The sequence below is a fragment of the Pseudotabrizicola sp. genome (assembly GCF_030684215.1).
Classification (GTDB): domain Bacteria; phylum Pseudomonadota; class Alphaproteobacteria; order Rhodobacterales; family Rhodobacteraceae; genus Pseudotabrizicola.
Genome location: NZ_JAUXOV010000071.1, coordinates 62,878 through 83,065, shown reverse-complemented (window position 1 = coordinate 83,065; position 20,188 = coordinate 62,878). Strand labels below are relative to the sequence as shown.

19 protein-coding genes and 1 tRNA gene are annotated in these 20,188 nt (G+C 61.1%); 7 read left to right on the top strand and 13 right to left on the bottom strand.

Annotation, left to right across the window (positions count from 1 at the left end):
- Positions 1 to 205: 205 nt before the first annotated feature.
- Positions 206 to 1,474 (bottom strand): tRNA (N(6)-L-threonylcarbamoyladenosine(37)-C(2))-methylthiotransferase MtaB, encoded by a 1,269-nt coding sequence (mtaB, locus tag Q8K08_RS16310; protein WP_305250772.1) that lies wholly within the window; start codon positions 1,472 to 1,474, stop codon positions 206 to 208.
- Positions 1,471 to 2,316: a diaminopimelate epimerase gene (gene dapF / locus Q8K08_RS16305; RefSeq protein WP_370870558.1), complete on the bottom strand. Its 846-nt coding sequence runs from the start codon at positions 2,314 to 2,316 to the stop codon at positions 1,471 to 1,473. Before dapF ends, mtaB begins: the two co-directional genes overlap by 4 nt.
- Positions 2,317 to 2,414: 98 nt before the next feature.
- On the opposite strand from dapF, the gene Q8K08_RS16300 reads away from it, so the two are divergent.
- Positions 2,415 to 2,490, top strand: a tRNA-Lys gene (locus Q8K08_RS16300).
- Between the two features lie 116 nt (positions 2,491 to 2,606).
- On the opposite strand, the gene Q8K08_RS16295 is transcribed toward Q8K08_RS16300, so the two are convergent.
- From Q8K08_RS16295 to Q8K08_RS16260, 8 genes are all read right to left on the bottom strand, one after another.
- Positions 2,607 to 6,020, bottom strand: coding sequence for an error-prone DNA polymerase (locus tag Q8K08_RS16295; RefSeq protein ID WP_305250770.1), 3,414 nt, complete (start codon positions 6,018 to 6,020; stop codon positions 2,607 to 2,609).
- Positions 6,020 to 7,519 carry a DNA polymerase Y family protein gene (locus Q8K08_RS16290; RefSeq protein WP_305250768.1) on the bottom strand — a complete coding sequence of 500 codons (1,500 nt, stop codon included), beginning with the start codon at positions 7,517 to 7,519 and terminating at the stop codon, positions 6,020 to 6,022. The genes Q8K08_RS16295 and Q8K08_RS16290 overlap by 1 nt, the downstream gene beginning before the upstream one ends.
- On the bottom strand, positions 7,446 to 8,051 hold the full coding sequence (locus Q8K08_RS16285) for an ImuA family protein (RefSeq protein WP_305250767.1): 606 nt from the start codon (positions 8,049 to 8,051) through the stop codon (positions 7,446 to 7,448). The genes Q8K08_RS16290 and Q8K08_RS16285 overlap by 74 nt, the downstream gene beginning before the upstream one ends.
- The gene (locus Q8K08_RS16280) at positions 8,035 to 8,715 is read right to left on the bottom strand and encodes an SOS response-associated peptidase (RefSeq protein WP_304799715.1); all 681 of its coding nucleotides are present in this window, start codon (positions 8,713 to 8,715) and stop codon (positions 8,035 to 8,037) included. Before Q8K08_RS16280 ends, Q8K08_RS16285 begins: the two co-directional genes overlap by 17 nt.
- A 209-nt stretch (positions 8,716 to 8,924) precedes the next feature.
- Entirely contained in the window at positions 8,925 to 10,160 is a 1,236-nt protein-coding gene (locus tag Q8K08_RS16275) for a saccharopine dehydrogenase family protein (protein ID WP_304799710.1), read from the bottom strand.
- Between the two features lie 45 nt (positions 10,161 to 10,205).
- Entirely contained in the window at positions 10,206 to 11,300 is a 1,095-nt protein-coding gene (locus Q8K08_RS16270) for a carboxynorspermidine decarboxylase (protein ID WP_304799708.1), read from the bottom strand.
- Positions 11,301 to 11,391: 91 nt separating this feature from the next.
- Complete coding sequence (locus tag Q8K08_RS16265) at positions 11,392 to 12,096, bottom strand: hypothetical protein (protein ID WP_305250763.1); 705 nt, start codon at positions 12,094 to 12,096, stop codon at positions 11,392 to 11,394.
- Positions 12,068 to 12,358 carry a hypothetical protein gene (locus Q8K08_RS16260; RefSeq protein WP_304799870.1) on the bottom strand — a complete coding sequence of 97 codons (291 nt, stop codon included), beginning with the start codon at positions 12,356 to 12,358 and terminating at the stop codon, positions 12,068 to 12,070. Before Q8K08_RS16260 ends, Q8K08_RS16265 begins: the two co-directional genes overlap by 29 nt.
- Positions 12,359 to 12,570: 212 nt before the next feature.
- Here Q8K08_RS16260 and Q8K08_RS16255 point away from each other — a divergent pair, with 212 nt between their 5' ends.
- The 6 genes from Q8K08_RS16255 to Q8K08_RS16230 all read left to right on the top strand — a co-directional run bounded on the left by Q8K08_RS16255 (position 12,571) and on the right by Q8K08_RS16230 (position 18,350).
- Positions 12,571 to 13,125, top strand: a complete 555-nt coding sequence (locus Q8K08_RS16255) for a hypothetical protein (RefSeq protein WP_304799872.1) — start codon at positions 12,571 to 12,573, stop codon at positions 13,123 to 13,125.
- Positions 13,126 to 13,200: 75 nt separating this feature from the next.
- A complete protein-coding gene (locus Q8K08_RS16250; protein ID WP_305250761.1) occupies positions 13,201 to 13,821 on the top strand; it encodes a ribonuclease HII in 621 nt (206 codons plus the stop codon).
- A 102-nt stretch (positions 13,822 to 13,923) separates the two neighbouring features.
- Positions 13,924 to 15,045, top strand: a complete 1,122-nt coding sequence (locus tag Q8K08_RS16245; protein ID WP_304802550.1) for a site-specific DNA-methyltransferase — start codon at positions 13,924 to 13,926, stop codon at positions 15,043 to 15,045.
- A 293-nt stretch (positions 15,046 to 15,338) separates the two neighbouring features.
- Positions 15,339 to 16,652 carry a mechanosensitive ion channel family protein gene (locus tag Q8K08_RS16240; RefSeq protein WP_304802534.1) on the top strand — a complete coding sequence of 438 codons (1,314 nt, stop codon included), beginning with the start codon at positions 15,339 to 15,341 and terminating at the stop codon, positions 16,650 to 16,652.
- The gene (locus Q8K08_RS16235; RefSeq protein WP_305250815.1) at positions 16,652 to 17,794 is read left to right on the top strand and encodes a TIGR03862 family flavoprotein; all 1,143 of its coding nucleotides are present in this window, start codon (positions 16,652 to 16,654) and stop codon (positions 17,792 to 17,794) included. The genes Q8K08_RS16240 and Q8K08_RS16235 overlap by 1 nt, the downstream gene beginning before the upstream one ends.
- Positions 17,787 to 18,350: a CAP domain-containing protein gene (locus Q8K08_RS16230; RefSeq protein ID WP_305250759.1), complete on the top strand. Its 564-nt coding sequence runs from the start codon at positions 17,787 to 17,789 to the stop codon at positions 18,348 to 18,350. Before Q8K08_RS16235 ends, Q8K08_RS16230 begins: the two co-directional genes overlap by 8 nt.
- Here Q8K08_RS16230 and Q8K08_RS16225 read toward each other — a convergent pair.
- From Q8K08_RS16225 to lptE, 3 genes are read right to left on the bottom strand one after another with little or no spacing between them, the layout of a single operon-like run.
- On the bottom strand, positions 18,347 to 18,658 hold the full coding sequence (locus tag Q8K08_RS16225; RefSeq protein WP_304802538.1) for a hypothetical protein: 312 nt from the start codon (positions 18,656 to 18,658) through the stop codon (positions 18,347 to 18,349). The two genes, Q8K08_RS16230 and Q8K08_RS16225, sit on opposite strands and share 4 nt — an antisense overlap.
- A 49-nt stretch (positions 18,659 to 18,707) precedes the next feature.
- Positions 18,708 to 19,721: a DNA polymerase III subunit delta gene (gene holA, locus Q8K08_RS16220; protein WP_304802540.1), complete on the bottom strand. Its 1,014-nt coding sequence runs from the start codon at positions 19,719 to 19,721 to the stop codon at positions 18,708 to 18,710.
- Positions 19,718 to 20,179, bottom strand: coding sequence for an LPS assembly lipoprotein LptE (lptE, locus tag Q8K08_RS16215; protein ID WP_305250757.1), 462 nt, complete (start codon positions 20,177 to 20,179; stop codon positions 19,718 to 19,720). The genes holA and lptE overlap by 4 nt, the downstream gene beginning before the upstream one ends.
- Positions 20,180 to 20,188 lie beyond the last annotated feature (9 nt).

Below are 20,188 nucleotides of genomic sequence, written 5' to 3'. Positions count from 1 at the left end.
TCTGTGTGGGGCTTTCTTTCGGATCATCAACAAATACAAAGCGGCCTGTAAATTTGCAATGGATTTGTAAAGTTGCGGCGCGTTACCGCATCGCCCCAGAGCGACGTCGGCGATCTGTACGGGACCGCGCACGAAAAATGCAGCAAGTCCGGTAAAAATGACGGTCCGCCGATTGCTGCTTTGCAAATACTCCCGCCGGAGACGTCTAGGCTGAACCTGTGCGCGCGATCAGGCGTGTGGGGCCATGCCCGTCGATGCGCGCTTGGATGATCTGACCTTCGGGCTGATCTGCCACAAACTCAACTTCGGTAAACTGTCCGGTGCGTCCCATCCGTGGGCCTTCCATCAGAATGTAATGGGTCTGGCCAATCTGGCTTTGCAAATGCGACGTAAGTGCCAAGGCGCCTTTGGCCCGCAGCCGCGCGGCGCGCGCCTTGATGTCTGGCCCTTTGACCAAAGGCATCCGTGCTGCTGGCGTGCCTTTGCGTGCGCTGAACGGAAAGACGTGCAAGAAGGTCAGCCCGCAGTCATCGACCAACTTCAGGCTGTTTTCAAACATCTGTTCGGTTTCGGTTGGAAAACCTGCGATGATATCCGCCCCGAAGACGAGATCGGGCCGCAGCTGTCGCGCATCTTCACAAAATCGGATCGCATCATCGCGCAGATGCCGCCGCTTCATCCGTTTCAAGATCATGTCATCGCCCGCCTGCAAGGACAGATGCAGATGCGGCATCAGGCGCGGCTCGGTAGCGATGGCCAGCATCAGGTTGTCATCCGCCTCGATGCTGTCGATCGACGAAATGCGCAGGCGCGGCAGGTCGGGCACAAGGCGCAGAATGCGCATCACCAGATCACCCAGACGTGGGCAGGCAGGCAGATCCGCCCCCCAAGACGTCAGGTCAACACCGGTCAACACCACTTCATTAAAACCCTTGTCTACCAAGCGCTTGATCTGCTCAATCACCACGCCCGCCGGAACCGAGCGGGAATTACCGCGCCCGTAAGGGATAATACAAAAGGTGCAGCGGTGGTCACAGCCATTTTGCACCTGCACATAGGCGCGGTGGCGGCCAAAGCCGTCGATCAGATGGCCTGCGGTTTCGCGCACTGACATGATGTCATCAACCTGAACACGCTCGGTCTGGCCGATGAAATCGGGGCCAGTCATGCCTTGCCACGTCTCGGCTTGCATTTTTTCGTGGTTCCCGATCACGCGGGTTACCTCAGCCATGGCGGCAAAGGTCTCGGGTTCGGTCTGTGCGGCGCATCCGGTGACAATCACCGCAGCACCGGGATTTTCGCGGGACAGCCGGCGGATTTCCTGCTTGGCTTTGCGTACCGCTTCGGCTGTTACCGCACAAGTATTCACAATCACCGCGCCTTGTAGGCCAGCGGCTTCAGCCAACTCCTTCATCGCCTCGGATTCGTAGGCGTTCAGGCGACAGCCCAGCGTGGCAAAAACCGGGGTTGTCATGTGTGCGCCGCCAGAAACGCGGGCGACAGCCAGCCGTCAAACACATGTGCAACCGGGCCGGTCATCCAGACGCCATCCTCGCGCCAGTCGATTTCCAGCACTCCGCCATCAAGGTCAAGCGTGACCCGTCTCCCGGTCAGCCCGCGCAGATGGGCGGCAACGGCGGTGGCACAGGCGCCAGAGCCACAGGCCAGCGTAATGCCCGTGCCCCGCTCCCACACCCTCATACGCAGATGATCTGGCCCGATGAGGGACGCAAATTCAACATTGGTGCGCTGTGGAAACAGCGGATCATGTTCATAGCGGGGCCCAAGGCCTGCTACATCAACCGCTTCAGCGTCGTCAACAAACAGCACGCAATGCGGGTTGCCCATGCCCACAGCGACCGGATCACCGAGCAGGGGCAGGTGCATCAGATCAACGTCCTGCGCCACGGGCACTGCCTGCCAGTCCAGTTGCGGCGCGCCCATGTTCACAGATACCCGGCCATCCGCCGTGCGCACCGCTGACAACCCGCCGCGCGCTGTGATCAAGGACACAGCATCCAGCCCCAACCCGCGCATCACATAATCCGACACGCAGCGCGTTGCATTGCCGCAAGCCCCGGCACGGCTGCCATCGCTGTTCCAGAAATCCAGAGTGAAATCGGCCCCCGCCGCGCCGTCGCGAATCTCGGCCAACTGGTCAAAGCCCACGCCACGATTCCGGTCGCCCAACGCTTTTGCCAGCGCAGGCGTCACCATCGCGCCCGCGCGCCCGCGCGAGTCGATCACCACGAAGTCATTGCCAGCGCCGTGCATTTTCATGAAGGGCAGGCCATTTGGCAGGTTCATTTGGTCCATGTCGGGGCATATACGCCCGATCCGATGAATTTGCCAGAGCCCTGCATCTTTTGCCCTTGACCCCACCCGTCGCTGACCGTAATCAGCGCCCAAGTTGTGGGCCGGTAGCTCAGTTGGTAGAGCAGCTGACTTTTAATCAGCGGGTCACAGGTTCGAATCCTGTCCGGCTCACCACTCCTTATCATTAAGACTGGTTTTTAAGTTAAAGCGCTTTGCGCTTGCCTGATCGCCAGCCGATTCGGGTCTGCGGGACTGTCTGGCCGCTGTGAGCAAATGGCGGCTTCTGGCATTCAATGAAAATCCCGGCTGGGGAATAGTTTTCTTGCCTGTTCGCGAGGGTGGCGGGCGCTTGATTGCGCCCGGCTGTTGACGGGCCGCTTGGTTTCATCCGCGCGCCCGTCGTTGGACGGGATGATCACCGGGCGGCCAAGGGTGGCCAGCAACGGCGAGACGTCTTCGACATGCTCGGCGATCAGGTGGACAACCGGGCCATCGCGTTCGATCTGGCCACGCACCCGCACAAGGCGGCCAGCGATGACGGCCTTGCGGAACGTTTCATACACCTTTTTCCAGACCACTACATTGGCGGTGCCGGTTTCATCCTCCAGCGTCAGGAAAATCACGCCGGACGCGGTGCCGGGGCGTTGGCGGGTGATCACAAGGCCGGTTATTGTGACGCGGCCCTGTGTCTGCGCCAGTCTGTCACTGGGCAGGCTTTCTGGCAGGCGCGGGCGCAAGAGTTCCACCGGATGCGCGCGCAGGGACAGGCGCAGCGATAGGTAATCTTCGATCACCTCTTGCCCAAGGGTCATGCGCGGCAGGCTGACAGCGGGTTCAACCCCGCCTTCACCATCCGGGCCGAACAGCGGCAGCGGGGCAGGGGCGCGCAATGCCTTGGCAGCCCAAAGTGCATCGCGGCGGCTCAGGCCAAGGGCGGCAAAAGCATCGCCTTCGGCCAACCGCTCCAGCGTGTCTGGCGGCACGCCCGCCCGGCGCCACAGGCTTTCCACATCGGGGTAGCCGTTGCCTCGCGCGGCTGCGATCCAGTTTGCATCTTCTTCACGCAGCCCTTTGATCTGGCGAAACCCCAGTCGCAGGGCAAGCTGGCCGTCGGCGCGGTGTTCCAGGGTGCAATCCCACTGCGAATGATCGGCCGACACCGGCCGCACCTCGACCCCGCAATCGCGCGCATCGCGCACCAGCTGGGCAGGGGCGTAAAAGCCCATCGGTTGGGAGTTCAGCAGCGCGCAGGTGAACACCGCCTGATGATGGCACTTCAGCCAGGCTGAGATATAGACCAGCCGGGCAAAGCTGGCGGCGTGGCTTTCGGGGAAACCATAGCTGCCAAAGCCTTCGATCTGTGCAAAACAGCGCGTGGCGAAATCGGCGTCATATCCGCGTTCCAGCATGCCAGACACAAAGCGGTCGCGGAATGACCCGATGGTGCCCATGCGTTTGAAGGTGGCCAGTGACCGGCGCAGACGGTCCGCCTCGGACGGTGTAAAGCCTGCCGCCACCACAGCAATCTGCATCGCCTGTTCCTGAAACAGCGGCACGCCGTAAGTGCGGCCCAGCACCTCCATCATCGCGGGGCCCAGGTCTTCGACCGACTCGCGGCCCATGCGGCGGTTGATGAACGGATGCACCATGCCGCCTTGGATTGGGCCGGGGCGCACGATGGCGACCTCACAGACCAGATCGTAGAATTCGCGCGGGCGCATCCGGGGCAGGAAGTTCAACTGCGCCCGGCTTTCCACCTGAAACACCCCGATGGCATCGGCGCGGCACAACATGTCATAGATCGCCGGGTCTTCGGCGGGGGTATTGGCCAGCGTCAGGCCAAGCCCGCGATGGTCCTTCAGCAACGAGAACGCCTTGCGGATACAGGTCAGCATGCCAAGCGCCAGAATATCCACTTTGAGTAGCCCCAGCGCGGCGATATCATCCTTGTCCCATTCGATGATGGTGCGATCATCCATCGCGGCATTCTCGATCGGGCACAGCTCATCCAGCCGGCCATGGGTGATGACAAAGCCGCCGACATGCTGGCTGAGGTGACGCGGAAAGCCGATGATCTCGGCGATCAGCTGTGTGGTCAGCATCATGCGGCGGTCGGTCGGATCAAGGCCCGCGTCGCGCATCCGGTCCTGTCCGGGGGCCGATGACGACCAGCCCCAGATCTGACCCGACAGGCGGGCCACCACATCCTGTGAAAGCCCCATGACCTTGCCGACCTCACGTATGGCGGCGCGCGAGCGGAAATGGATCACGGTTGCGGTCAGGCCCGCGCGCTCGCGGCCATAGCGGTCATAGATCCACTGGATCACCTCTTCGCGGCGTTCGTGTTCGAAATCGACGTCGATATCCGGCGGCTCCCCGCGTTCCTTGCTGATGAACCGCTCAAAGATCAGGGTAATGGATTCGGGCGGCACCTCGGTGATGCCCAACAGGTAGCACACCACCGAATTGGCCGCAGAGCCGCGCCCCTGACACAGGATGCCCTTTGATCGGGCAAAGGCCACGATGTCATGAACGGTCAGGAAATACGGCGCGTATTCGACGTCGCGGATAAGGGCGAGTTCCTTTTCCACCCGGGCGATGATCTTGGGGGATGCGCCATCGGGGTAGCGCCAAAGCAGGCCGTTCCGGGTCAGACGCTCTAGCCGCGCCTGCGCCGGTTCGCCGTTCTGCGCCTCATCGGGGTATTGATAGCGCAGCTCGTCCAGACGAAAGGCGCAGGCATTCGCAATCTCGACCGTGCGGCGCAGCGCTGCGGGATAGCGGTGGAACAGCCGCGCCATCTCGGCCCCGGATTTCAGCCGGTGCTCGCCATTGGTCAAGCGGTGCTGGCCGATGGTGTCGATGGTGCAGCCAATGCGCAGGCAGGTCAGCACATCGGCCAGCGGGCGGCGGGCGGCGCGGTGCATCAGCACATTGCCGACCGCGATCATGGGCAGGGCTGTGCTTTGGGCGAGGGTCGCCAGCCGGTCCAGCCGGGGCTGGTCGCGGCCATCATACTGCGGGGCCGCCCCCAGAAAGCACTGGCCGGGAAAGGCTTTTGCAATGCGGGCCATGTCGGCACGGGTGGCGGCGGCTTGGCGTGCATCGGCCTCCATCAGGTCGGGCGGCAGGGCGATCAGGATCAGGCCAGCGCCCCAATCCAAAAGATCGGCACCGGTCAGGTGGCATTCGCCCTTTGGCGCACGGCGTTTGCCCAAAGACAGCAGACGAGTCAGCCGCGACCACGCCGCCACATCGGTCGGCAAGGCCAGCCATTCGACAGCCGAGTCGGTCAGCACCAGCCGTGCGCCGGGGATCAGCCGGGGCAGGGCTGTATCGGGCAGAACCGGGGTGGCGGTAGCACCGGTGAAATGTGGCACGGTCTGGCGGCTGGAATGGTCGGTGACGTGCTGCGAGCGGATGCTTGGCCCGTCCTGCGCGATCTGATCGGTTGTTTGCGCCTCTTCGCGCTGCCGCGTCAGTTCCTTCAGCGCCGAAAACGCCCGCACGACACCCGCCACCGAATTGCGGTCGGTGATGGCGATTGCGGTCAGGCCAAGCTCTGCCGCGCGCGTGACCAGTTCCTCTGGGTGCGAGGCTCCGGTCAGGAAGGTAAAATTGGAGGTGACGCACAGCTCGGCGTAGGGCCGGGGGGCTTTGCCCCCCGGCCCCCCCAGAGTATTTGGGTCAAGATGAAGGGGCATCAGGCAAATTCCCCCTGCACGCACCAGTTTTGCGCCCCTGCAGGCGCGGGCCAGTCTGGGGCTTGCGGTGTGTGGAACAACCACAGGCGCGGGCCTTCGCGGGTCTCGATCCGCCAGTAGTCGCGCAGGCCCGTGCGCCAGGCCGGATCGTCGAACCACCATTCCGGTGCGATCCGTTCCGGGCCATGCGCGCGCAGGGTGGTGAAGCGCATCCGCCGCCATCGGAACTGCGCTGGCGGATGACCGGAAGCATGGCTGACGGGTTCGGGTGGAAACAGCGTAAGGGGGCGCGTTGGGCCATGCCGGGGCGGAACGGCCACGGGTTCCGACCATGCCGCAGCGACCAGCTGAAAGCTGCGTTCGGGGATTTTGCTGTCGGCAGGCTGCATCCGCAGCACGCGGTCAAACCCGATGCGATTACCAAGGCGCGAGACCAGATCGGCCAGCGCATCCTCGTGCCGCACGGCGGGGCCGCTACCGATCTGTTCGGGCGGCATCGGCTCGGTGATCGGGGCAGAGAGGCGCATCGCGTCGATACCAAAGCCTGCGTCCACCTCGTCCACCCCTTTGGCGAACAAAGCCGCCATGCGCAGCGGGTCACGCATCGGGCGCGCCAGACCGATTTCGACCTGCGCTGTCGCATGATCCACCCGGTGCAATTCCAGCCGCAGACGGCGCGCGCCGTGGTGGTGTTGGGCCAGCGTCGCGCAGAGCCGGTCAAGGAGCCGTGCAAGACCTGCCATTACATCGGACTGAAGACCGATGGGGTCTGGCAGGGTCATCCGCACCCCGAAATGCGGTGGCTCTGCCCCTGCTGCCACCGGCTCTGGCTGGTGACCCAACAGTTGGTCCAGCCGCAGCACCAGTGCCGGGCCAAAACGTCGGGCCAAAGGCGCGCGGGGCTGGGCGATCAGCGCGCCCAGTTGCGACAGGCCCATGCGGGTCAGCGCCTCGGCCGTGGCATGGTCGATGCGCAGGGAGGATACCGGCAACCGGTCAACGCCCTGTGCCAGCGCGCCATCGGCAATGATCCCGCCGCCATGACGGGCAAGCGCATAAGCCGCACCGCGCGTACCTGCGATGGCGCTGGTGACCGAAAGCCCGGCGCGGTCCAGCCGGGCGTGCAGGTCGCCCTGCAGTTCTGCCTCGCCGCCAAACAGATGCGCGACCCCAGTGATGTCGGCCATCAGCCCGTCGGTGCCGTCACTGGCGACCATTGGGGCATAGCGGCTGGCCCACCGCCGCAGGCTGGCCAGCGCTGCCGCTTCGTGCGCCAGATCGGCGGGTCGAGTGGAGAGATCCGGGCAGATCGCTCGGGCATCGGCCAGCGCCATGCCGCGATGCAATCCGCGCTGGCCTGCCGTGCGGTTCAGGCAATGCAGATGATCCGCATTGCCCGACCGATGGGTCAGGGCAAACGGCCCTTCAACGGGTCGGTTCCGCAGGCTGGCATCGCTTGCCAGCCTCGGGAACCAGATTGAAAGCAGCCGACGCGCCATGCCAGTTCACAACCCACTGTCCAAGAGTTCCCTTTTTGTTCTTATTAAGACTCCAGTGGTGCAGAGTCGAGTCCGCACTGGTCGCAGGTGTGGGCGCGCAACGCCAACGGGTGTGCGTGGCAGAACTGCCCTGACCCTCGCGGATCAGCATTAGCCCGGTTGTGCGCCCAACCTCGGCTGCAAGTTGCAACCGACGGCCTGCGGTCAGGGACAATACCTGCTGCGGCTCGGCAATGACCAGCCCGACCGGGGCGGCGCGCAAGGCCTCTTCGACACACCACAAAAGGTCGGTCTCGCTTTTGGGAGTCAGCAGTAGCAGGCGCTCGGATAGGCCCTCGGGCAGGCCGCGCAGCATGGGCCGCTGGGGTTCATGCGCGGGCAGCACCCACAGCACCGCGCCGGGGTGGCGCAGGGTCTGAAACAGAGCAAAGCTGCGCCGCCCCGGTCCTTCGGCCTCGTGCACACGGGCCGTGGTCAGGGTGAGCGGATCAGCGGGCGGTGGGCGGTGGGCTAAGTCACGCAGGGTGGTCATGCGCATCCTCCACCACAATATCCAGCTCGCCATCCGGCAAGGGGCGTTGCAGATGCAGCGCGTCTTCGATCGGCGCGGTCAGCCATGTGCGCCATTCTTCGGGGCGCACCAGAATGACCGGCATGGCCTTGGGGTGAACCCGCTCCACCTCGCGGTTGGGCGCACAGGTGAGGAAGCCGAAGGCGTCCACCGTCACCTTACCCTCTTTGAGCTTGCGCACCGAGGTCCAGTCGGTGCGGATGCCAGCGAAGAACGCCAAAGGCTGGTCCTCGCCAAGGGCGAACCACACCGGCTTAACCTTGCCCGGTCCGGGGCGGATGTCCGGTTCGGCAAAGCGGGTGAACGGCACGAGGCAGCGATGCGCGGGCCCCAGCCAGCGCCGCCAATGCGGTGAGTCAAGATTGCGGATGTTGGTCACGCCGGGATCGGTGCGCTTGCCTGTCAGAAACTGCGGCGGCGTCGGCATGCCCCAGCGGGCCATTGACAATTGCCAGCCGCCCGGCGCGCCATGACGAAAGACCGGCGCGGGGTAATCCGGCCAGATACCCGGCATTGGTGGCAGGTTGCCGGTCAGGTCGTCAAAGCCTTCGCCCTCTTGGGCAATGGCGTCGAACACATGGCGCATCGCGTCCTGACTTTTGGTCTGGGAGTAAAGGTTGCAGATGGGGGTGATCCTTGGTCATCGGTAAGGTGCTGACGTTTCGCCTGACCCCTGATTTTCAGGGGCCAACTGGCTTGTGCATATAAATGTTGGGCAAGCATATAGGGCCCGTCAAGCCTGTTCAAAGAGGATTTACGGGGCTAGGGTCGGGTCTGATCGCCACATTGTTTGTGCGCGTGGAAAAAACCCGCCCTTTCCGGCGGGTTGATCTTTTACAGCGTTAGGGCGCGGTCGCCAGAGGCATCCTTTATGCGCGTGGGCAGGCCAATTTCGTTCAGCAGGTTGATGAAGGGGGCCGGATCCATGTCTTCGACATTTGCCATGCTGCCCACATCCCAGACGCCATCGGCGATCAACAGCGCGGCGGCCACGGGCGGCACGCCAGCGGTATAGCTGATACCCTGAGAGCCGACTTCTGTGTAAGCTTCCTTGTGGTCGGCCACGTTGTAGATCAGCACTTCGACGGGTTTGCCGTCCTTGGTGCCTTTCACAAAATCCCCGATGCAGGTCTTGCCCGTGTAGTCGGGGGCAAGGCTTGCCGGGTCTGGCAGCACGGCCTTGACCACCTTCAGCGGAACAACCTCCAGCCCTTCAGCGGTTTTCACCGGCTTTTCCGACAGCAGGCCAAGGTTTTTCAGCACGGTAAACACGTTGATGTAATGATCGCCAAAGCCCATCCAGAACCGCACATCAGCGGCCGGATAGCGCGCTGACAGCGAATGCACCTCGTCATGGCCAGTCAGGTAGGCCTTTTGCGCGCCCACGACCGGCATGTCGAAGGTCTGGCCGACCTCGAACATGCTGTTCGTCTGCCAGGCCCCGTTCTGCCAAGAATACACCGTGCCGGTGAATTCGCGGAAGTTGATTTCGGGGTCAAAGTTGGTAGAAAACCATTTACCATGTGATCCGGCGTTGATGTCGACGATATCAATCGACTCGATGGTATCCATCAGGCCTTCGGCGACGCGGGCATAGGCATTGACGACGCCGGGATCGAACCCCACGCCCAGAATTGCCGTCACGCCAGCATCTTTGCAGGCCTGACGCCGCTTCCATTCGTAATTGCCATACCACGGTGGCGCTTCGCAAATCTTGCCTGCGTCTTCGTGAATCGCGGTGTCCATATAGGCCACACCCGCCTGAATACAGGCATCCAGCACCGTCATGTTCACGAAAGGCGAGCCTACGTTGATCACGATCTGACTGCCCGTTACCTTGATCAGCGCGACAACCGCCGCCGTATCCATCGCGTCCAGCGCATGGGCGTCAAACACGCCGGGCACCTTCATCGCGGATTTGGCATGCACGCTTTCGATGATGGCCTGCGCCTTGGCCACGGTGCGACTGGCGATGTGCAGATCGCCAAGGCGGTCATTGTGCTGTGCAGCTTTGTGCGCGACCACTTGGGCCACGCCACCAGCGCCGATGATCAGAACATTCCGTTTCACTTCGAACCGTCTCCTTTAAGGACAGAGGGAAGGGCGCAACCGGGGTTACCCAAGGTTGCCTTCAAAATCGGCATAGCCGAATTCACGTGCGACGGTCATCGACCCGTCCAACTCCTTGATGACGATGCCCGGCATCTTCACCCCGTTGAACCAGTTTTTCTTGACCATCGTATAGCCCGCGGCATCCGCGATGCTCAGCCGGTCCCCGACTTGCAACGGTGCGGGGAAATTGAATTCACCAAACACATCGCCCGCAAGACAGGATTTGCCGCAGATCTGGACCGGGTGATCGCCATCGGTGTCGATCTTGCCTGCGATGCGGTAGATCAGCAGGTCAAGCATATGCGCCTCGACCGACGAATCGACGACCGCCAGATCCTTGCCGTTGTTCAGCACATCCAGCACTGTGACTTCCAGCGACGCCGCCCCGGTGATCGCAGCCTCGCCGGGTTCAAGGTAGACTTGCACGCCGAAGCGTTCCGAAAACGCTTTCAGCCGCGCGGCCAGTTTGGTCACCGGATAGCCGGTCCCGGTGAAATGAATCCCGCCGCCAAGGCTGACCCATTGCAGGCGCGACAGCAGGGTGCCGAATTCATTCTCGATCCGGGACAACTGCTGGTCGAACAGGTCGAAATCGTCGTTCTCGCAGTTGTAGTGGATCATGAAGCCGGAAATCCGGTCCATCACCCGCTCGATCTTGGTGGCGTCCCATTCGCCCAGACGGCTGAACGGGCGGGCCGGGTCGGCCAGATCAAACCCGCTGGTCGAAAAGCGCGGGTTCAGGCGCAGGCCACGGTTGATGCTGGCTGACTGGTTGTCGAACCGTTCCAACTGACCGATGGAGTTGAAGATGATCTTGTCGGCATAGCCCACGGCCTCGGCAATCTCATGATCTGCCCATGCCACCGAATAGGCGTGTGTCTCTTTGCCAAACCGCTCACGGCCCAGCTTCAGCTCATACAGGCTGGACGACGTGGTGCCGTCCATATGCTGCCGCATCTGGTCGAACACGCCCCATGTGGCAAAGCACTTCAGCGCCAGCAGGGTCTTTGCCCCGGACGCATGCCGAAGCTCATCCATGATGGCCATATTGCGTGCAAGTTTGGCACGGTCGATCAGGTAAAACGGCGTCTGGATCATCGCATCCCCCTCAGGGCAGCAGAAGGACAAGAGGGGCGCTATGTATGACCCCCCACCCCCCTATGCAAGCCCTGTGACGGGCAGATGACAGTCAGACCATGCGGATAACGTCTTTTCCCACCGCCAGAACATAACCCCGGCGCGCAATCGTCTTGACCAGCAATTCGCTGACCAGCTGATTGCCCAGCGTATCGCGCAGTCGTTTGACACGGGTGGCCCCGGCGGCTTCGTCGCAATCTCCCTCATTGCGGCCCGAGATCACCGATTCGATCTGCGCGCCTGTCAGAACTTCATCGTCCATCCGCGCCTCGGCCAGAACCGACAGGGTTTCCAGGGCCGCCTCGGTCAGCGCAAATTCCATGTCGTTGATATAGACCGCCCGACCTTCGCGACTGATCATCAGGCTGGCCACCTGAATGCCTGACCGTTGGATCGCGGAAATCCGGCGGTTCAGGGCAATGATCATCACCAGAAAGACCAGCGCGGCCACCAAAAGCGCGGTGGAAAACACCAGCAGCACAAAGATCACCATGCGGTAGCTTTGCAGCACCTCGGAAAACGAGGTGCCGCTTTGCGCCAAAATCTCCAGCAGCTTGATCTCGGCTCCCGTGGTCAAATTGTCGTTTTCCACGAACAACCGTTCCACCCGCGTGTTGAACGCGTTGGCATCAGGCAGGCTGAGGAACAAAAACAACGCCGCGCCAAACAGGATCAGCACAATTCCCGCGATACCAAAGCTGACAACCCGGTTGCCAGCTTTCAGACTCTCAGTAACGGAGGTAGAATTCTCCTGCACTCGCTTGCCTTTCGCCAAGGCCCTCGGGCCCGAATGTTGCCAACACGTTCAACAACGTCCAGCCCGCAGACGCAAGCCGAGGCTTCAATTCACCTTGGGCGGCGCCCGGTGAACAGTTGCCGTCACTGACTTGCGCCACACCATAATGCAGACGCAAGGGGTTATCCTGCTTGGCCTTGTAATCTGCGTAGCATTCCGCCGAAGCGGGGCTTGTCAACGCCATGGCCAAAAGGCCGGCATAGATCAGCAATGGGGTTTTCATATCTTGCTCCTGCTCGGGGCTGCTTGTTCTGACCACAGAGTTGCGCGTGTTTACTGCGATATTCAATATCAAGGGGGCCTGACAGGTGCTGTTATCGCATATCAAGCAGCCGATATTGCCTGTCCGGGGCAGGGGGAGGCACGGTTTGGACATCGGATCTGGTGCGATGGTCGCGCCAACAGACCGCAACCCCATACTGACAGGAGGCCCCCATGTTTGCCGTGTCCACCGCCATCTCCTCGTCCATGCCCCGTGAAACCACGCGCCCCATTCGCCGCATTATTACCGTTATAACCGCTGCCGCTGCAGCACTTGCGCTGATGACTGCAACAGCCTTGCCCGCCCGCGCGGATCGGTCCAGTGACAATCTGGCCAAGGCACTTGTTGCTGCCGTCGCGATCGGGGCCATTGTCCACTCGATTGACAAGGGGCGGGCAAAGCCTGCGCCCGTGCCGCAGCCCCCGGTTCAGGCGCGGTCTCCCCGCGTGCCGTCGGTCTGTGCCATCGAAATTTCTGGCGCACGCCGTGACGTCACCGTTTTCCCCGAACGCTGCCTACGCCGCGAAGGCTTTGATTATCGCCTGCCGCGTCATTGCGCCAACAACGCGCGGGTTTTTGGCCGCGTGGACCGGGTCTATTCCGAAGACTGCCTGCGCAATGCGGGTTTCCGCGTCGAGTCTGGTCGTGGCCACGATCGTGGTTTTCGTGACCATGGGCGCGGGCACGGACGGGACTACGGCCGTGGACGTCCCCGCCACGCCTATTGAGTCCCTTTGCGGGGGTGGGAGGGTGAGCAGCTCCCACCCCCTTTTTCCTGGGCTGAACCCGCGCTATGCCGGGGTATGATAAAACACGCAGCAGACTTCACCCATGAACTTGCCGCTCTGTCACAGGGGGCGGCTTTTGTCGTCGGGGTCGATGAGGTGGGCCGGGGGCCATTGTGCGGCCCGGTTACCGCTGCGGCCGTCCGGCTGGACCCAACCCGCATTCCCGCGGGGCTTGCTGATTCCAAAGCGCTGACTACCGCGCGCCGTGAAGCCCTGTTTGCCGAGCTGCAGCAGGTGGCGCAAATCGCCGTCGCCCATGCGAGCGTCGAGGAAATCGACACGTTGAACATCCTGCGCGCCAGCCATCTGGCGATGGAACGCGCGGTGGCAGCGCTGAGCGCCGATTTCGCGCTGATCGACGGCAACATGATTCCCCGAAACCTGTCATGCCGGGGGCTGGCGATCATTAAAGGTGATGCCAAATCACTCTCAATCGCCGCCGCGTCGATTTGCGCAAAAGTCACACGTGATCGCCTCATGGTGGATTTGGCGCAACAATATCCCGGCTATGGATGGGAGATGAACGCAGGTTACCCGACCAAAGCGCACCTGAGTGCGCTTCTAAATCTTGGGGTGACCCCCGTTCATAGACGTTCGTTCAAGCCTGTCCACAATATCTTGTATCAAGAGAAATAGATAACCTGTTGATTCAATAAAGAATTTGACGCCGAATCATCTCTGACTCATTCTTATCCACAAGAACGGCGCACCGAATGACGCCGGGGACAGAGGCAGAAGATGACGTCAAAGACTAAAGTGACAGTGGCGGACCTGCCCCTGAACCAGATCCTTGCAGGCGACTGCATCGACTTGATGAACAGCCTGCCTGCGGGCTCTGTTGATCTGATCTTCGCGGACCCGCCCTATAATTTGCAGCTAAAGGGCGATCTGCACCGGCCCGACAATTCCAAGGTTGATGCGGTTGATGACCACTGGGACCAGTTTAGCAGCTTTGCTGTCTATGACGAATTTACCAGAGCGTGGCTGAAAGCCGCCAAGCGCCTGCTTAAGCCCAACGGCGCGATCTGGGTCATTGGCAGCTATCACAATGTGTTCCGTCTTGGGGCCGAATTGCAAAATCAGGGCTACTGGCTGCTGAATGATGTGGTCTGGCGCAAATCAAACCCGATGCCGAACTTCAAAGGCAAACGCCTGACCAACGCGCATGAAACCCTGATCTGGGCGTCGCGTGATGAGAGCGCAAAGTACACTTTCAACTATGAGGCACTGAAAGCGCTGAACGACGGTATTCAGATGCGGTCAGACTGGGTTCTGCCGATCTGCACCGGGCATGAGCGGCTGAAAGATGCCAATGGCGACAAGGCGCATCCGACGCAAAAGCCGGAAAGCCTCTTGCACCGTATCCTGATTGCCACCACCAACCCCGGCGATGTCGTGCTGGACCCGTTCTTTGGCACGGGCACCACCGGCGCTGTGGCTAAGATGCTGGGTCGCGATTTCATCGGGATCGAACGCGAAGAAGCGTATCGCACTGTCGCCGAAGCGCGGCTTGCCCGCGTGCGCAAGTTTGACGCCTCGGCGCTGGAAATCACCGGATCGAAACGATCAGAACCGCGCGTGCCCTTCGGGCAGGTGGTGGAACGCGGCATGTTGCGTCCGGGCGAGGAATTGTTTTCGGTCGGCAACCGCTACATGGCCAAGGTGCGCGCCGATGGTACGTTGGTGGGCAATGATGTGAAAGGGTCTATCCATCAGGTTGGCGCCGCCTATGAGGGCGCGCCATCTTGCAACGGCTGGACCTATTGGCACTTCAAGCGTGATGGCAAGATGATCCCCATCGACATTCTACGCCAGCAGATCCGCGCCGAGATGGAGGCCGATCAGGCCCGCCCGAACTGACGTAGGGTCGAATCGGAGGGCGGGGTGAACCCCGCCCTACACCCCATATTCAAATCAGTACGCCTGCACCGTAGTCCGCCTGCGGTGCCACTTGCCCCGCCATGTCCGCATGGCGGGGTTTTTTCGAATGCTAGTATCACTTTGTGAACAGCTCAGGGATGTCTATGCGCCGGGGATGCCTGCATCTTTCGTGGCAAACGCACGAAGCGGGTCGTTTCGTGCCGATCCCCTTGTCAGCAAACCTTTTCCGCGCCAAAGGAATACAGGTTGGTGTCAAGGTTCGGTGAGGCGCGATGAATGGTGAAAGTGAAGTGATAGCACAGGCACTGGACTGGCTGGATCAGGCCGGACAGATCGCGCTTGGCTGGCTGTTTTCTCCGGCGGCATGGTCGCAGTTTGCCTTGTTGGCGATTGCGTATCTGGCGGCGCGTGTCCTTGCTGTGCGGCTTTCGGCGGTGCTGAGCAAAGTTCTGACGCCAAAAGAGACTGCGACAGGCCTGCTTCCGACGGCGCGTCGTTTTGCCCTGACATTCCTGCCGCTCTTGCTGCCCTTGATCGCCTACGGGCTGACGGCAACCGGAGAAAGCCTGACCCGGACGATGTTCGGCTCTGGTGAGGTGATTGCCTTTGGCAAACGGGTCTTCCTGTTTCTTGCCGCCCGTACTCTGGTGCGTGACGTGGTGACAGATTCCTTCCTGCATCTGCTTGGCAAATACGTGCTGATCCCGGTTGCCGCACTGTATGCGTTGGGGGTGTTGGATCAGATCACTTTGGCGCTTTCAGAAACGCGTGTGGAACTGGGCAATATCCAGTTTTCGGCTCTGTCGCTGATCCGCGGCATGATTGCAGGGTCATTGTTGTTCTGGATGGGGTCTTGGTCCAACCGGCAATCCGCCAGCTATATCAAAGCGCAACAGGAACTGCGCCCGGCCACCCGTGAACTGGCTGTAAAGGCGACCGAGATCGTTATTTTCGGCGCGTCGTTCATTTTGCTCATGAGCATCATGGGCATCGACCTGACAGCGATTGCTGTGCTTGGTGGCGCGTTGGGCGTCGGCATTGGCCTTGGTTTGCAGCAGATTGCCGCCAATTTCATCTCGGGCATCATTTTGCTTGTTGAGGGCCAGACCACCGTGGGCGACTATGTTGAACTTGACGGCGGCGAAAAGGGCACGATCGTCAAGATGACAGCCCGCGCCTGCATTCTGGAGACGTTTGATGGCAAGTGGATCGTGGTCCCGAACGAGCATTTCATCACCAGCCGCGTTATCAATTATTCGGATCAGGGCAGCGCCAATCGCTATGAAGCGGAGTTTTCGGTCAGCTATGACACCGACATCAACCGCGTGCCTGCAATCATAGAAGCAGCCGTTGCCGCCTTGCCTTTTGTGCTGAAACATCCCGAAGCGCCGGATTGTGAACTGGACGGGTTCGGTGAATCCTCGGTGGATTTCATTGTGGAATACTGGGTGAACGGAATTGATGACGGGTTAAACAAATACAAGTCGCAGGTGCTGTTCGCCGTCTGGAACGCGATGAAAGCCGAAGGCATTGAAATGCCGTTCCCTCAGCGTGTTGTTCACCTGAGACATCCACCTGCGCCATGATTGATGCGCTGGTCATAGGCGCAGGCCCCGCCGGGCTGATGGCAGCCGAAGAACTGGCCCTCGCCGGACGCAAGGTTGTGGTGGCCGAAGCCAAGCCAACACCGGCGCGCAAGTTTCTGATGGCAGGCAAGTCCGGGCTGAACGTGACCAAGGATGAACCGCCGGACACCTTTGCCGCTGCCTTCAACACCGACTGGCTGGCCCCCATTCTGGCAGATTTCGGGCCGGAACAGGTGGCGCAGTGGTGCCGTGATCTGGGGCAGGACGTGTTTACCGGCAGCTCTGGACGGGTGTTTCCCAAGGCGATGAAAGCCTCACCCCTGTTGCGGGCATGGTTGCAACGCTTGGCAGGACAAGGGGTTGATCTGCGCACCCGTTGGCGTTGGCAGGGCTGGGAGGGCGATGCCTTTCGCTTTGCCACGCCCGAAGGCCCGCAGCTTTTGCGCCCTCGTGTGACCGTTCTTGCCTTGGGTGGGGCCAGTTGGTCGCGCTTGGGGTCTGATGCAGCATGGGTGCCGTGGATGACCGCCCGAGGTGTCAGTATCGCCCCTTTTCGTCCGGCGAATATGGGGTTTGGTGTTGACTGGTCTGCCCATATGGCCCCCAATTTTGGTCAGCCGATCAAGTCTGCGCTATTGTCTGCCGGGGGACAGCAGATCCGGGGAGAGTTCGTGCTGTCTTCGCGCGGGGTTGAGGGGAGCGCGATTTACGCACTCAGCCGGTTTCTGCGCGACGGGGTCCCGTTAACCATCAACCTGCTTCCAGATCTTGCGCCTCTGATCTTGGCTGCCCGCATCGCACGTCTGAAGCGCACTGACAGTCAGGCCAACCGTTTGCGCAAGTTGGGTCTGTCAGCTGCCGCTGCCGCATTGGTGATGGAGTTTGGCCGTGGTCTTCCTTTGGAACAGTCGCTGACCGCACTGCCCATAGCCCTCACAGGACCGCGCCCGATGGACGAGGCCATATCGGTTGCGGGTGGCATCACACGCGACAGTTTGACCGAAGGGCTGGAACTGCGCACATTGCCTGGTGTCTATGCAAGCGGAGAAATGTTGGATTGGGAGGCCCCGACAGGTGGCTACCTGCTGACGGCGTGCTGGGCGACAGGAAAGTGGGCAGGTCGCAGGGCAACACTTGTATAAGAAAAAAACTGCGTTGCTGCAGAATATTCCCCCATCCAGACCGTTTTTATGGGTAAGGTCTTTCTCAGGCGAACATAAAGGAACCCCCATGCGCTTGATTGTTCTTGCAGTTTTGCTTGCCTTTTCTGCCCCAACCCTTGCCGTAGCCTGCGCAAAGCCACCCGGAGGCGCATCCTTGGAAACCGGGATGATCCAATGGATCAATCAGCAACGGCAAGCCAATGGGTTAAACCCGCTTAAACAGTCATCTTCGCTGAGTGCGGCAGCCCAAAGCCATGCGTGTGATATGGCGACACGCAATTACTTCGCGCATCAGCGCGCTGGCGGGCCAAAACTGGGGCAAAGAGCAAAGGCAAATGGGTATCGTTATCGGGTTGTTGCTGAAAACATTGCCTATACGGGCCGCGCAAATGTTGCAGAGGCGGCAAAGCTTTGGCGCCAATCTCCGGGACATTGGGCGAATATTCTCAAGCCTCAGGTCAGGGAAATCGGCTTGGCTGTCGCAAGTGGTTCGGGAAAAACCTACTGGGTGATGAACGTCGGCGCACAGCCCTAAGCCGTGCTTGCGCCGCCAGACAGCCATAGTGTTACTTGCGTCAGGGCTGGCAGTTCCGGCTTGGTGCCTTGCCAGAAGCACAGACGGATCAGATCGCCAAGGTCGGGGTCCGATAGATGGTCCCAGGCCAGCCCAAAGCCTTCCATCAAAAGACCCTCGGCGTAAAACGTGATTTCTTCGCTGTCCAGACTTTCGCCTGATGCATCCGACCACGCGCCATCCTTGTGCCAGTAGACATAAGCCTCGATGGCCTTGTTCTTGCGGGTGATCTGCGCAAGCGGGGCCAGCACGGTTTCAAACTCTGACATTCTGACGATCCCGTGCTTTGCGTTAAACTCGCGTTGGCCAAGTCTTATCCTAGCGTGGGGTCATCGCCAACCGGATCAAGGCGCGTTCCATCAACGCCATTCCCGGCGCCCGTGACGCAGAGCGCAAGGTAAGATCGGTTTCCAGCAATTCCGAGACGGCGCGTTCCAGATTGCGCATCCCTAACGCCTGCGCCTGCCTTTGCATCTGATCGCGCCTTGGGCCATAAATCCGGGCCTTTTGAAGCCCCATCGCCGGGCCACCCGGATCAGATGCGGCCATGTGTAGTGCCCGAAAATGCCGCAGCGCCTGAATGCAGATGGTTACTGGCAATATGCCCTGCCCCTCCAACCGGCGCATCAACAGCCCGATGGCCGTCGCCTTCCCGTCGGCGACGGCATGCAGCAGATCATCCACCTCGGCCTCCAGCGTGGTTGGGGCCATGGCGGCTACGTCGGCAGGGGTCAGGGGCGTTGGGTCGCCATATTTGTAAAGGGCGATCTTTTCCAACGTTTGCCGGAAATCGCCCGGATCCAGCGCGCGGGCCAGAGTGGTCAGATCAGCCATCGCCTCGCGATCAATACTGGTCAGCCCGGCCTTTGTCAGCGCCGCCTCAATTTCCTCACGCGAGGGAGGGTCGTCATACAGGACCGCACAAAACGCATTCGGGTGTTTTTCAAACAGCGCCTTGAGAGCAGATTTTGCGGTCAGGTTGCCTGCGGTGACAACAATCGTCGCGTCACCCGGCTTCCAGTCTTTCAATGCCGTTGCAATTGTGGGGGCCAAGGTATCGGTTGCGTCTTCGGCGAAGGCAACGCGCGGGCCGGGAAAAAAGCCTACCGCCTTGACCGCATCCAAAAGTGCGGCACCATCCTTGCGCAATTCCGCCGCCTGAATGCGGGTCAGGCGCATTTCGCCTTCGCCTTCTGGCCCGATCAACGCGGCGATAACCTCTTGTCGTTTCAGCGCGACCCGCATCGGGTCTGCTCCGGCGATGAGCAATCCGGCCTTGGATGGGTCGGGCTTGGCGAAATAGCGGCTTGCCTCAATCCCCTTGAGGATCATGCCCAAGTGCCCGATGTCGCAATCAACCGGGTGACAATCTGATCGGCCAACATGCGCATCAGCCGAAAGGCCGCGTCTTGCTCTGCCGTCAGCCCTGCAACAGTGCTGCCGGTTGCAGAATAACCGGCAAAGCCCTGCACCCGCCCACCTGTCGCGCGCTGACCAGATTCGCGGCTGGTCAGGGTCCAGTCGATATATCCGGTCAGGTGATAGCGGGTGATCGCATTTTCGGGGGTAACGCCCAGCGTCTCGGCCTTGGTCACAATGGTATAGGCCAGATCAAAGCGGGCCGCCTGAGGTCGGCCCAGCCGTTCCTCCAGCCGTTCGACCAGATCAAAGCCCAGCTTGTCTTTGGGGTCTGCAGCCCTGATCCGGCCTTGCAATCCCTCTGCCACGCCACCGGGACCATAGGCGGGCGCAAAACCACAGGCCACAAGGGCGAGTGGCGCAAAAAGCACAGTTCGGCG

Coding starts and splice junctions, on each gene's coding strand:
- mtaB (WP_305250772.1), bottom strand. CDS start 1,474: ATGACAACCCCGGTTTTTGCCACGCTGGGCTGTCGCCTGAACGCCTAC.
- dapF (WP_370870558.1), bottom strand. CDS start 2,316: ATGGACCAAATGAACCTGCCAAATGGCCTGCCCTTCATGAAAATGCAC.
- Q8K08_RS16295 (WP_305250770.1), bottom strand. CDS start 6,020: ATGCCCCTTCATCTTGACCCAAATACTCTGGGGGGGCCGGGGGGCAAA.
- Q8K08_RS16290 (WP_305250768.1), bottom strand. CDS start 7,519: ATGGCGCGTCGGCTGCTTTCAATCTGGTTCCCGAGGCTGGCAAGCGAT.
- Q8K08_RS16285 (WP_305250767.1), bottom strand. CDS start 8,051: ATGACCACCCTGCGTGACTTAGCCCACCGCCCACCGCCCGCTGATCCG.
- Q8K08_RS16270 (WP_304799708.1), bottom strand. CDS start 11,300: ATGATCCAGACGCCGTTTTACCTGATCGACCGTGCCAAACTTGCACGC.
- Q8K08_RS16260 (WP_304799870.1), bottom strand. CDS start 12,358: ATGAAAACCCCATTGCTGATCTATGCCGGCCTTTTGGCCATGGCGTTG.
- Q8K08_RS16255 (WP_304799872.1), top strand. CDS start 12,571: ATGTTTGCCGTGTCCACCGCCATCTCCTCGTCCATGCCCCGTGAAACC.
- Q8K08_RS16250 (WP_305250761.1), top strand. CDS start 13,201: ATGATAAAACACGCAGCAGACTTCACCCATGAACTTGCCGCTCTGTCA.
- Q8K08_RS16245 (WP_304802550.1), top strand. CDS start 13,924: ATGACGTCAAAGACTAAAGTGACAGTGGCGGACCTGCCCCTGAACCAG.
- Q8K08_RS16240 (WP_304802534.1), top strand. CDS start 15,339: ATGAATGGTGAAAGTGAAGTGATAGCACAGGCACTGGACTGGCTGGAT.
- Q8K08_RS16225 (WP_304802538.1), bottom strand. CDS start 18,658: ATGTCAGAGTTTGAAACCGTGCTGGCCCCGCTTGCGCAGATCACCCGC.
- holA (WP_304802540.1), bottom strand. CDS start 19,721: ATGATCCTCAAGGGGATTGAGGCAAGCCGCTATTTCGCCAAGCCCGAC.